Source organism: Dyella sp., from assembly GCF_036746095.1.
Taxonomy (GTDB): domain Bacteria; phylum Pseudomonadota; class Gammaproteobacteria; order Xanthomonadales; family Rhodanobacteraceae; genus Dyella_B.
The window spans coordinates 15,134-27,314 of sequence record NZ_DAIOEU010000040.1 but is presented as its reverse complement, the minus strand read 5'-3'; the positions used below and the strand labels follow the sequence as shown (position 1 = coordinate 27,314).

At 62.8% G+C, this 12,181-nt stretch carries 12 protein-coding genes; 6 read left to right on the top strand and 6 right to left on the bottom strand.

Features of this window, described 5'->3' with window-relative positions; translation table 11 throughout:
- Positions 1-48: 48 nt before the first annotated feature.
- From V7M64_RS15435 to V7M64_RS15425, 3 genes are all read left to right on the top strand, one after another.
- The gene (locus V7M64_RS15435; RefSeq protein WP_333680264.1) at positions 49-705 is read left to right on the top strand and encodes a thiol:disulfide interchange protein DsbA/DsbL; all 657 of its coding nucleotides are present in this window, start codon (positions 49-51) and stop codon (positions 703-705) included.
- A gap of 415 nt (positions 706-1,120) precedes the next feature.
- Positions 1,121-1,918, top strand: coding sequence for an endonuclease/exonuclease/phosphatase family protein (locus V7M64_RS15430; RefSeq protein WP_333680262.1), 798 nt, complete (start codon positions 1,121-1,123; stop codon positions 1,916-1,918).
- The gene (locus V7M64_RS15425; RefSeq protein WP_333680261.1) at positions 1,915-2,340 is read left to right on the top strand and encodes a hypothetical protein; all 426 of its coding nucleotides are present in this window, start codon (positions 1,915-1,917) and stop codon (positions 2,338-2,340) included. The genes V7M64_RS15430 and V7M64_RS15425 overlap by 4 nt, the downstream gene beginning before the upstream one ends.
- Here the strand turns inward: V7M64_RS15425 and V7M64_RS15420 are convergent.
- Positions 2,236-3,849 (bottom strand): glycoside hydrolase family 17, encoded by a 1,614-nt coding sequence (locus tag V7M64_RS15420; RefSeq protein ID WP_333680260.1) that lies wholly within the window; start codon positions 3,847-3,849, stop codon positions 2,236-2,238. The two genes, V7M64_RS15425 and V7M64_RS15420, sit on opposite strands and share 105 nt — an antisense overlap.
- A 183-nt stretch (positions 3,850-4,032) precedes the next feature.
- Here V7M64_RS15420 and V7M64_RS15415 point away from each other — a divergent pair, with 183 nt between their 5' ends.
- The 3 genes from V7M64_RS15415 to V7M64_RS15405 all read left to right on the top strand — a co-directional run bounded on the left by V7M64_RS15415 (position 4,033) and on the right by V7M64_RS15405 (position 8,727).
- Entirely contained in the window at positions 4,033-6,096 is a 2,064-nt protein-coding gene (locus V7M64_RS15415; RefSeq protein ID WP_333680259.1) for a transglycosylase SLT domain-containing protein, read from the top strand.
- Between the two features lie 70 nt (positions 6,097-6,166).
- Positions 6,167-7,393, top strand: a complete 1,227-nt coding sequence (locus tag V7M64_RS15410) for a multifunctional CCA addition/repair protein (protein WP_333680258.1) — start codon at positions 6,167-6,169, stop codon at positions 7,391-7,393.
- 14 nt (positions 7,394-7,407) lie between these two features.
- Positions 7,408-8,727, top strand: coding sequence for a hypothetical protein (locus tag V7M64_RS15405; protein WP_333680257.1), 1,320 nt, complete (start codon positions 7,408-7,410; stop codon positions 8,725-8,727).
- A gap of 37 nt (positions 8,728-8,764) precedes the next feature.
- On the opposite strand, the gene V7M64_RS15400 is transcribed toward V7M64_RS15405, so the two are convergent.
- The 5 genes from V7M64_RS15400 to V7M64_RS15380 all read right to left on the bottom strand — a co-directional run bounded on the left by V7M64_RS15400 (position 8,765) and on the right by V7M64_RS15380 (position 12,134).
- Complete coding sequence (locus V7M64_RS15400; RefSeq protein ID WP_333680256.1) at positions 8,765-9,964, bottom strand: SAM-dependent methyltransferase; 1,200 nt, start codon at positions 9,962-9,964, stop codon at positions 8,765-8,767.
- Positions 9,961-10,722 (bottom strand): twin-arginine translocase subunit TatC, encoded by a 762-nt coding sequence (gene tatC, locus V7M64_RS15395; RefSeq protein WP_333680255.1) that lies wholly within the window; start codon positions 10,720-10,722, stop codon positions 9,961-9,963. Before tatC ends, V7M64_RS15400 begins: the two co-directional genes overlap by 4 nt.
- Positions 10,709-11,071 carry a Sec-independent protein translocase protein TatB gene (gene tatB / locus V7M64_RS15390; protein WP_333680254.1) on the bottom strand — a complete coding sequence of 121 codons (363 nt, stop codon included), beginning with the start codon at positions 11,069-11,071 and terminating at the stop codon, positions 10,709-10,711. Before tatB ends, tatC begins: the two co-directional genes overlap by 14 nt.
- A 23-nt stretch (positions 11,072-11,094) precedes the next feature.
- On the bottom strand, positions 11,095-11,337 hold the full coding sequence (gene tatA / locus V7M64_RS15385; RefSeq protein ID WP_333680253.1) for a Sec-independent protein translocase subunit TatA: 243 nt from the start codon (positions 11,335-11,337) through the stop codon (positions 11,095-11,097).
- Between the two features lie 107 nt (positions 11,338-11,444).
- A complete protein-coding gene (locus V7M64_RS15380) occupies positions 11,445-12,134 on the bottom strand; it encodes a lipid-binding SYLF domain-containing protein (RefSeq protein WP_333680252.1) in 690 nt (229 codons plus the stop codon).
- Positions 12,135-12,181 lie beyond the last annotated feature (47 nt).

Sequence of the window (12,181 nt, the reverse complement as noted above, 5' to 3'; positions counted from 1 at the left end):
CGTTTTTGATCCCAGCAAATCTGACGCGCTTCGCCATCAGGAAGAACCATGTTCAAAAGCACCCGATTCCGTCTCGCCTCCCTGCTTTGCGGCCTGTTGCTGACCACCGCCTGCAGTGCGGCCACTCCCGACAGCGCTGCCGCACCCTTCACCAACGGTAACCAATACGTCACGCTGCAGGCGCCTTACCAGCGCGACAGCAACAGCGGCAAAGTCGAAGTGGTGGAGGTGTTCTCCTACGCCTGCATTCACTGCGCCGAGTTCTCCACCTACGCCGACGAGCTGCGCAAGGCGCTGCCCAAGGGCGTGGAGTTCAAGCTGGTGCCGGCGCCGTTCAACGACAGCTGGGTGCCGTTCGCACGCGCCTATTACGCGGCCAAGAAACTCGGCGTACTCGATCGCACGCACGATCTGTTGTTCGAAAAGAAATTCAAGGAGCAGTACCCGATCAACACGATGAGCGAAATCGCCGATTTCTATGCCAGCCAGGGCGTGAATCGCGACGAATTCCTGAAGATCGCCAACTCGCCGGAAGTGGATGCGCAGATCAAGAAGGATCTCGCGCTGATCCAGGCCTGGGGCGTGGATGGCACGCCCACCATCGTGGTCGATGGCAAGTACCGCAGCGCCAACATCAAGAGCTTCAGTGAACTGGTGGATCTCACCAAGTGGCTGGTGCAGCAGGAATTGAACGCCAAGCACTGATTAAGGCAACACTGATCCAGTATCGCCGTCGTTACCAGCCCTGTCTGTTCGCAGGCCACAGGGCCGTCGGCGAAGGCAGACTGGCGCATCGTCGAGACGGGGACCTGCGGCATGCGGACAGACAGGGCTGGCCCCAACAGGTTGAATTCAAAGTGATGGGGTGATGTCTGGAAGGCTCGCGGGCTGCGCCGCGTAGCTTGGCAAGACGGCCAGTCTTCCCCGCGCCACGCGACACATCTGCGAGCCTTCCAGACATCATGACGACGGCGATACTGGATCAGTGTTGCCGTAAGCCGAAGGGCTGCTTCGGCACGATGCCGGAGCAGCCGCACCGATACGGTTTTCACAATAACCGCATCGAGAACCTTTAGGATGCGCAGACCCGTTGGGAAGCATCCAAAGACTGCGCTGATCCATGACCCGCGCCCCCGCCAAGCAGGAACGGCTGCGACTGCTGAGCTGCAATATCCTGGCAGGCGCCAGCGTGCAGCGTTATCACCAATACGTGACGCGCGGCATCAACGCCGTGCTGCCCGCACGCAGCAAGCTGGACAATCTCGATCGCCTGGCCGAGCTGCTGCCGCAGTTCGACGTGATCGGTTTGCAGGAAGCCGACGCCGGCAGCCTGCGTTCCGGCTTCCTCAACCAGACACGCTACCTTGCCGAGACTTCCGGCATGCCGTTCTGGAGCCATCAGCCGAACCGCCCCATCGCCCAGCTTTCGCACACTGCCAACGGCCTGATCTGCCGGCTGGAGCCGGAGGTGGTGGTCGACTATCCGCTACCCAGCCGCGTTCCCGGCCGCGGCGCCTTGCTGGCGCGGTTCGGTGATGAGGCCAGCGGCTTGGCGGTGGTGGTGGCGCATCTTTCGCTGAGTGCGCAGGCCCGCGCGAAACAGCTCGCCTTCATTGCCGAGGTATTGCAGGATCATCCACACGCCGTGCTGATGGGCGATCTCAACACCGATACGCGCAGCACGGAAATGCGCCACCTGTTTGCCCACTCAAGCCTTCAACCACCCGAGCAAGCCGTGCCGACGTTTCCAAGCTGGAAGCCGCGGCGCGCACTTGATCACATCCTGGTGTCGTCCGGTATCCGCATCGACAAGATGTGGACATTGCCACAGGCGTTCTCCGATCATCTGGCGCTGGCTGCCGATATCCAGCTGCCCCTGATTTCAACAAAAATGGCTTCTACGAAAACCCATCCATGAGCGCACGCCGTTTCTTTCCGATCGCCTTTCCCTGGTTGCTATTGCTGGTCGTTGGCCTGTTTACGGCGTGGCTGCGCTACGGTTTTATCGAGCCACCCGAACTGGCGCATCTTTGCGACGACACCAATGGCCCGGCATGGTGCGGCATACGCACGGCGATCGTGCTGGGTTTCAATTCCTACGGCTTTGGCATCGCCGCCATCATCGTCACCGCACTGTCACTGATATGGAAAAAGCCGTGGCTGGCGTGGCTCGCCGCTGCACTCGGCATCCTTGCCCTCATCCTGTATTGCTATGACGCCGGCGCACTTGCGCTGCTAGTCGGCAGCTTGCGCCTGGTACGCCTGCAGGCCAATCGCACGATGGCAACGCCAGGCCACCCACACCGGCACGGCAATCGCCAGATTCAAACCCAGCCATAGCCACGTCACTTTGTTCATGCCCACTTCCTGCACCACCGGTGCAAGCGCAAGCAAGGGGCCGACACATGCCATGAAGCGCTGCTCCGCCGATGGCATGGCGAACTCGCGCGTCAGCAAACCGAACACGCCGTAGGCAACGCAAGGCAAGCAGAACAGGCCCATCGGGAAATCCATGTAGCGCCCATTGAACGCCAGCAGCAGGTCGTACAGCACCAGCGCAAACAAGGCGCAGAAACGCCACCATTGCGAAGGTTCGGTGTGATCGTGATGATCAGCCAAATGTGCCGCGATGCGCCGCGCCAACGCTGCCGCAATGGCCAGCGCCCCAACCAGGCACACTGCTGAAATCAGCCATTCCCACCACCACTGGCAAGCGAACAGCATCTGCCGCAACTGCCATGCGGCAGAACATCCCGCAGCAAAACCCGCCAGCAACAACGCCACCCAGCCGCGTATGCCATGCCAGCTGCGACGCCGGCCGCCGACGAAGGCAAAGACGGCGGCGCCCGCGACACCGGCCAGCCACCCCAGCCACCATTGCGGATCTTCCGTCACCGGCCCCAGCATCGGGAATTTCGGCTTGGCATTCGAATCGAAGATGCCCCAGTAACCGCCTACCGTACCTTCCAGCTCGCGCTTCCACGGTTGATCAAAAGTCTCGATCACGTTGTAGGGCATGTGCACTTGCGCGGCATAGCGCAGGAAGCTTCGTAGATACAGCGCTTCATCCACCAGGCTCGGTTCGGCGGAACGGCGCAGGCGTCCTTCGCTGGGCCAGCCGGTTTCGCCGATCATCACTTGCTTGCTGGGAAACTCTTTCTCCATGCGAGCGTACACATCTTTCACATGCTGCACGGCGTCGATCGCCGCGACGGGGTCGTTTTCCCAATAGGGCAGGATATGGATGGTGACGAAATCCACCGCGCTCGCCATTTGCGGATAACGCAACCAGTATTGCCACACGTCCGCATACGTGACTGGAATCGCGGCAGGAGCGGCTGCACGTACGCGCTGGATGTATTCGGCCAGTCGCTTGGGCGATAAATCGCCACGCAGCAGCACTTCGTTACCGACGACGATGCCGCGGATCACCTTGGGATTCGCCTTGGCAGTCGCAATGCCCTGCGCGATCTCCTTGTCATTGGTCTTCGGCACGCTGCCCAGCCAGATGCCCATCAGTACCTGCATGTGATAACGCGCGGCAATCGCCGGCACCGCAGCCAGGCCGTTGCTTTGCGAATACGTACGCACGCAGTCGAAGCGTTGCGAGAGCGCACGCAGGTCTTCATCGATGCGCTCGGGCGTGATAACGAAATCCCGGTTGAAAGGCGTCTCGCCCGGCTTGCGGAATGGCGCGTAGGACACGCATGCGATGCGCGCGGACGGCGCGTCCGGCAAATCCACCGGACGGCCGATCTGCCACCACCACGCCAACCCGGCCAAGGTCGCCAGGATCAGCGCCAGCCAGGCAAGACCGTAATGGGCGACACTCTTGGGCTTGGATGACATGCTGGCCTTGTCGTGGCTTGAGTAGAACGTCGAAGGATAAGAGGCGAGCGCGCAACAGGGAACGGGCAGTTGCTGCTCCCTCGTTCGAATCAACACATGTGTTTCCTGTGTGAAGCTCCATTCATACCGGCCAAAACCCATCCATTACACTGCATCGGATTGTCCGCAGGAACGGGAGTCCCTATGGCCTCGCTAGCCGTATCGCGCTTCGGCCGCTGTCTGTTGACCGTTATCGCCAGCGGGATGCTGGCCGGTGCGGTGGTTGCGCAAACGAGCGACGGTGCGTCGCCGGCCGCGCAGCGCGCTGCATTCAAGCAGGCTTATGCCGCTGCCCGCCAAGGCGGTGATAGTTGGCGTTCTTTGGCGGCGGGGCTCAAGGACTACCCGCTGTATCCCTATCTGCAGGCCGCAGCGCTGGAGCACGATCTGCAACAGGTGGATCGTCCTACCGTCGAAACCTACTTGCGCCAGTATCCGGACCTGATTCCCAGCGGCGACCTGAAGCGCGACTTCCTGCAGGAACTCGCTCGCCGCCAGGACTGGACCGATTTCGTCGCGATGTATCAGCCCGGCCTTGGCAATGCGCTCACCTGCGATGCCCTGCAAGCACGGCTTGCCGACGGCGCTCAGCTTGATTTCAATCGCGATCTCGCCGCGCTATGGGCCGAGCCCGCCCTGCCTTCCGCGTGCGACCCGGTGCTGAGCGCCGCCCACGATCAAGGACTGCTGACACCCGCGCGCCTGTGGTCGCGCATCGACGCAGCGGTGGAAGCGGGCAGGGCAGGCACCGTTTCCGGCATGGCGCAATGGCTGTCGGCGGACGAGGCCAAGGCCGCGCAAAACCTTGCCTTGGCGCTCAACGATCCGGCCGCCGCCGTGCTGGCCGCCAGGCAGTGGCCCGACAATCCACGTTCGCGCCAGGCCGCCGCCTTGGCGCTGGTGCGCCTGGCGCGTCGCCAGTCCAACATGGCCGATAACGCCTGGCAGCAACTGCAGGACCGTTTTCATTTCACCGCGGAACAGCGCGATCGCGTATTGAACGCGCTGGCCCTGTTCCATGCCACCGACTTCGACGATGACGCGCTCAAGCGCCTGATCGCCCTGCCGCCTTCCGCGCAGACAGCCGCCAGCCGCGAATGGCGCGTGCGCGTGGCACTGGCGGAAAAGAACTGGCAGGCGGTACTGGACGGCATTGCCGCCATGCCGCCGGATCAACAGCAAGACGACGAGTGGCAATACTTCCGCGCGCGCGCCCTGGGCGGACTGGGCCGCAGCGAAGAAGCGCAGCGCGTGTACGACAGCGTGGCCAGGCAATCGAGCTATTTCGGTTACATGGCCGCCGATCATCAGCACGCACCCTATGCACTGTGCAGCACGCAGCTCGCCGCCGAGCCGCAAACGCAGCGGGCCGTGCTTGCCATCCCTGGCGTGCGCCGCGCGTTCGAACTGTTTGCCGTCGGCATGCCCAAGCAGGCGCGCCGCGAATGGAGCCAGGCGCTGGCCAACGCCGATGCGCACACGATCCAGCAAGCCGTGATCCTCGCCAACGAACGCGGCTGGTACGACCGCGCGGTGTTCTCCTTCAACAAGGGCGATGCACTGAGCTACTACCCGCTGCGCTTTCCGCTCGCCAGCCAGGACGGTCTGGTGCCGCAGGCCGAGCAGGCCGGCATCGATCCGTCATGGGCCTACGGCATCCTGCGCGTGGAGAGCGCCTGGATGAGCGACGCCCAATCCGCTGCCGACGCGCGCGGACTGATGCAATTGCTGCCCAGCGCCGGCGCCGAGGTGGCGCGTCGCAGCGGACTGCCCTGGAACGGTGGCGACAGCCTGTACGACCCTGCCACCAACATCGAGCTGGGGACGCGCTATCTGGCGCAACTTGCCGCCCGCTTCGACGGTTCGCCGTGGCTGGCCAGCGCGGCGTACAACGCCGGCGCGGCGCGCGTGAACCAGTGGCTCACGGCGCGCAGCCTGCTGTCGCCCGATCTGTTCGTCGCCACCATGCCGTTCAAGGAAACGCGCGAATACGTCGCGCGCGTGATGTACTACAGCGTGATCTACGATTGGCGCCTGCATGGCAACGCCGCACCGCTGTCCACGCGCATGGTGCCGATCGGGCAAAGCCATAGCCGCGTGGATCCGCCGAATGAGCGCCGGGACCTGACCTGCCCGGCGACCCCCTCGGCGCCCGCAGCAGCGCCGACATCGGCCACGAATAAAGCCGGGAACGATACGACCCGCTGACGTAGCGAAACATATCTCGCACGTTTTCCGCCCTCACGGCGGGCAAGAGGCGCCATGGCACAATAGCGGCATGCGTACTTACCTGGTCGGCGGCGCGGTCCGTGACAAACTGCTGGGACGCCCCGTGACCGACCACGATCACGTGGTCGTCGGCGCGCGACCGGAAGACATGCTCGCGCAAGGTTACAAACCGGTCGGCAAGGATTTCCCTGTCTTCCTTCATCCGAAAACGAACGAGGAATACGCCCTCGCCCGTACCGAACGCAAAACCGGACGCGGCTACCACGGCTTCGCCGTCCATGCCGATTCCGATGTCACGCTGGAGGAGGATCTCGCGCGACGCGACCTCACCATCAACGCCATCGCCGAAGACGAGCAAGGCCAGCTGGTCGATCCCTACGGCGGCGCGCGCGACATCGAACAACGCATGCTGCGGCACGTCTCGCCCGCCTTCGTCGAGGATCCGGTACGCCTGCTGCGCGTCGCCCGTTTCGCCGCGCGCTTCGCGCCACTCGGCTTCACCGTCGCCGACGAAACCATGGCCCTGCTGCAACAGATGGTGCGTGACGGCGAAATCGATCACCTCGTACCCGAGCGCGTTTGGGCGGAAACGCGCAAGGCGCTCGGCGAGACCCAGCCATCGGCGTTCCTGCGCGTGCTGCGCGAATCGGGCGCACTCGCCGTGCTGTTTCCGGAAGTCGACGCGCTGTATGGCGTACCTCAGCGCGCCGAATTCCATCCGGAAGTCGATACCGGCATCCACGTGGAAATGGTGTTGGACGCCGCCGCCAGACTCGCACCAGGCAACGACCTGGTCGGCTTCTGCGCGCTCACCCACGACCTTGGCAAAGCGCTTACGCCCAAGGAAGAACTGCCGCGTCACGTTGGCCATGAGCATCGTGGCGTGCGGCCGCTGCGCGTGCTGGCTGCGCGCTTGAAGGTGCCCACCGAATACGCCGAGCTCGCCGAACTGGTATGCCGCGAACATCTCAACGTGCATCGCGCGTTTGAGCTGAAACCCGCCACGGCACTCAAGCTGCTGACGGTACTCGATGCGTTGCGCCGCCCCGAACGGCTGCAGCTTTTTCTTGCCGCCTGCATGGCGGACAAGCAAGGGCGGCTGGGGCACGAGCAGGATGACTATCCGCAAGCAGGTTATCTGCGCCATGCTCGCGACGCTGCAGCCCTCGTCACTTCGGCACCCTTTGTAGCGCAAGGCCTGCAAGGCCCGGCGATTGGAGCAGCCATGGAACGGGCACGCTTGCAAGCAATCAGCGAGCTGAAAACACTTTCATAGCAGGAGTTCGTTGCATGGCGCTCAACGTCGAGCAAAGCCAGGGATGGCGCCTTGTCGCCATCGTCATGACCGTCATTCTCGTCTTGCATAGCCCGCTGATATTCAATCCAGGCTATCTGAGCCATGACGAACTGCAGTGGGCCTTCCAGGCGACGGAACACAAAGGGCCGGCATTTATCAACGGTCTGTGGGCTGACGTCCAAGCCTTCCAATATCGTCCGCTGACCTTTTCACTCTGGATGTGGCTATCGCGTCGATGCTTCGATCATCCCTTTTTATTTCACGCGATCATCGTGGCCGTCAGCGCATGGAACGCAAGCATGCTGGCCTTGGTCTTGCGCAAGGCAGGCGCATCCGGTCGGACGGCGGTGCTGGCAGGCCTATTGTTTGGGCTTGGCCCTTATGCGACGTACACCCATGGGTGGGTCGCAACGCTTGCCGACCTGATATGGGTGTTTTGCACACTGGCCATAGCGCTGATAACAATAAGCACGCCACGTAGATGGCCCGTATGGCTCGCTTCGTTCGGCCTTACATGCACCGCCCTTCTAGCGAAGGAATCTGGCGTCGTACTGCCGGCATTGTTTCTTCTCGCCTGGCTTTTTGATCGACGGCGGCCGGTCTGGCTCGATGCGACTTTTTTTGCAGCCGTGCCGGTCATTGTCTATCTAGGTATACGGCTTCATACCCTTTTGACCGGAGCACCTGCCGATTCGCCTTATGCCTGGCATCTTTCGACAATTCCGCTCAACTGGATCAAATATCAGCTTTACCCGATCGCTATCGACAAATTCGGTGCTGCCGAAGTCCGCACCCTCTGGTATGTCGTATTGATCTGGTGCTTGTTGCTCCTGTCTCTTTGGAAGGCGGCTCCTCGATATGCCCTTGCCTTCCTTGCATTTGGCACTGCAGCCCTTGGGCCCGTATTGATCGTGCAACCGGCCGCCTGGTACGGCTATGCACTTTCAGCTGTCATCGCCGCTGTCACGGCTTTGAGCTGGCCCCGCATGCATAGGTGGGGACGCTTTGCCACCGCTTTGTTTGTGGCCCTTGCTCTTTTACATAGCATCAACCTCATGCGCGTCATTCATGATGCCGGCGAAAAGCAGTCCCGTTTTTCGCCAGCCCTGGCCCAGGCCGTGCAAGATGGCAAAGGGAAAGCAATCACCTTGAGCGTGGAAAACGAAAAAGACCGGTGGATCTATATTCGAATGACCCACGACATCCATGCCTACCACGGCGTGAAGATGGATGGGTTCGTCAAACTGGTTGGCAGCGAAGAACCTGCCGATTACCAAGTGCAAGCAGATGGATCGCTCAAGCCGCTGCGTTAGGAGGTAAACGTCCTTCGTCTGCTGCCAATGCGCGCATCTAAAGCCTTCCACCCTGATCCGCCGCCAGCAGCTCCGCAGGCAGCGGCAGTGCCGGCAGCCCGCGCGCCAACAGCATCGCCTGGAACCGTTCGCCCATCTGGTCCGGCAGGGTGAGTTTCTTTACTTGCTGGGCAAGACTGTAGCGTGCGGCATCGTCAGCAGCGCGTTCGTAAGCCTGTTCGAAAACGGCCTGCAACCCCGCCGCAATCAAGAAGTGCGCTTGCGGCAAATACGCTGCGACAGCGAAGCCTGCGTTATTGCCAGCTTCGGCCAACGCGGTGAAATCGACCGAAGCAGTGAGATCGTTGAGGCCGGGCAGATAAAACGGATCGCCGTGTGCGCGATGGCGGTAGTGCGCCATCAACGTGCCATCTTGCCGCTCCGGCAAGTAAAACTCGCGCCGCACATAGCCATAGTCGATGAACAGCATCACGCCTGCTTCAAGCGAGCCGGCGATGGCCTGCATCCAGTACGGTAGCTGCGGGAGGATTTCCGAGCGGTAGCCATCCTCGAAGGGGCGACCAAGATCGCGTTCGACGTGCCGCACGGCGCCGGCAACCAGGGCATCGGCGGGGCGGTCGACACGCATCAGGCGCGCCTCGCCATCGAGCGCAACGTATTCTTCGTACACTTCGCCATGCCGCATCGCGAAGCGCGTGGTCGGCAGTGCATCGATCACTTCGTTGGCGAACAGGATGCCGCGCCAGTTTTGCTCGGGCGGACGATCGATCCATGCCACGCGAGCCATCACCTCTGCCGGCAAAGCGGCGGTAAGGCGTCCGTGCTGACGTTCGCGCAAGTCGGCGCTGGGCTCCAGGATCAGGTAGCGGCGTGGCAGGATGCCGTTCTCGGCGAGTGCCAGCAGCGCGGATTCGGCGAAGGCGCCGCTGCCGCCACCGAGTTCGAGAAAATCCGCCTCACTGCCCAACATCGCCAGCACCGGCTGCACGACGTGCACCACGCAGCGTGCAAACAACTCGCCAAGCTCCGGCGCGGTGACGAAATCGCCGGCTTCGCCGAACTTGGTCTTGCCCGCGCTGTAGTAACCCAGGCCCGGCGCATAAAGGCACCGCTCCATGTATTGCGAAAACGCTATCGGCCCATGCGCGGCGATGGTTTCGCGCAGGTGTCGCAACAGGCGTTCGGAATGGGCCAGCTCGTCGGCAGCGGGCGCGGGAAGGCGGGAGGACTTGTTCATGGATGGGACGGTGCATCGGCCGTATTCGGCTTCAGCAACCAGCGCACGGCGAGCACGCCCAGTTCGTAAAGCAGGCACATCGGAATGGCCAGCATGATCATCGAGGTGATGTCCGGCGGCGTCACCACCGCAGCGATGGCAAAGGCGCCGACCACGGCGTAGCGCCTGCCCTTGCGCAGCTTGTCGAGGTCGACAATACCTACCGCCGCCAGCATGACTACCGCTACCGGCACCTCGAAGCACAGACCGAAAGCGAAGAACATCAACATCACGAAATCGAGATAGTGCGTGATGTCCGTCATCATCTCCACGCCCTGCGGCGTGACGGCGGTAAGAAAGCGAAACGCGGCGGGCAACACCAGAAAATACGCAAACGCGCAACCGGTGTAGAACAGCACCAGCGCTGCCACCAGCAGCGGGCGCGCCAGGCGCTTCTCGTGTTTGTACAGGCCAGGGCTCACGAATGCCCACAGCTGATACAGGATCACCGGCATGCTGATGAACAGCGCGGCGTAGAACGCGAGCTTCAGCGGCGTCACGAACGGGCTGGCCACTTCGGTGGCGATCAGGTGCGCGCCTTCCGGCAGGCGGGAAACCAGCGGCGCGGCGAGCCACGCATATAAGCGATTTGCAAACGGCACCAGCGCCGCGAGCACGACTGCCAGGGCGAGAATCGCCTTGATCAATCGCGACCGCAGCTCCAGCAGGTGCGAGAATAAACCTTGCTGCAGGTCCGTCTCGGGCTCAGGCGTTGCCATGCGGTGTTTCCTTCGGCGCATCGGCCTGCAGGAGATCCTTCTGCACGTCGGCAACGCTATCGCGTACCTCCGTTGCAGCACCTGCCACGTGTTCGCGTGTTTCTCGAGCGGCCTTGTTCATCTCGGCTTGCATGGCCTCGGCGCGTGCCGCCGCTTCGCGCGCCGTGCGCTTGAGGTCTTCGATTTCCAGCTCGCGCTCCACTTCGGCCCGCACACTGTCCCAGCCCTGGCGCAAGCGGCGCACCAAGGCGCCGGCCGTGCGGGCCGCCTGCGGGAGCTTTTCCGGGCCGAGCACGATCAGCGCGATCAGCGCCAGCAACATCAGCTTGCCGAGGCTGATCTCGATCATGTTGCTTTCCTACGCGTACGCGCTTATTTGGATTCGCTGGAATCGCGCTGCTGGCTGGCCGCACTGCTGGCGCCCGGCGCCGGATCGGCCTGGAGCTTTTCCTGCGCCTTGCGCTTTTCCTCGTCCTCGTCGCCCTGCATGGCTTTCTTGAAGCCGCGCACGGCATTGCCGAGATCGGAGCCGACCCGCGTCAATTTACCGGTGCCAAACACCAGCAGGATGATGACGAGCAAGATCGCCCAATGCCAAATGCTGTCCAAACCCATGTGAAACCTCGTTGCGGACTGTTGCCGTCTGCGCCTGCGGAAGTGCAGGCGCCGGCGTTCCGTCATGTGAAGAGCGCGCTGGCGCCGTCTGGAGCCTGCTTACCGTCTCACCGCGCAGTGTACTCCTCCAGGGTGTCGCGGAAGCGCACGACCGCCGCCGGGACATTGCTCACCCCTCCCTCGAAGATGCGCCGCGGGGTAATGCCTGGTCCGTATACCTGCGCGTTGGCGTCGTTATCCATCTTGATCACCGAGCCATCCAGCGCCACCCCCGCGAACAGGCCGCGGGCGCGCGAATAGGAATAGATTTCCGCCTTCAGCTGCTGATCGGTCGCCGCCGAAGCGGTACGACCCACCGGGCCCGCCGCGGCAGAGGCGTCCGCGCCCACCGTGAACTTGCCGTTGACGATGGAATCCACGCCGCGCTGCGTGCGGAACACCAGGATCACGTCGGTCTTGGACACCCCGATCTGGAACCCCACGCTGCCGCCACCGAAGGAGATGAAGCTCGGATTGGACCAGGTGCCGTCCGGATTCTTGACCGAGATCAGGCCCTCGCCGCGTCGCCCGCCAAACACGAAGCCGACCTTCAGCACATCGGGAATCACCGCAATCGCCCGCGCGTCGCGCAGCAGGTCGGTGGGGATGGATTTGTCCGGCGCCTGCTCGATTTCATTGAGCACCCGCACGGCGTTTTGCGCGCGCTGCTGCGGGGTGTCGTCATCGGCATGCGCGGCAGCCACGGGCAACAGCAGGGCAAGGGCGACAAACGAAAGGCGACGCAGTGCTTTGAACATGGATAGCTCCCGATTTGAATGACTCGATCGCGGTCGCGGGCGACGGC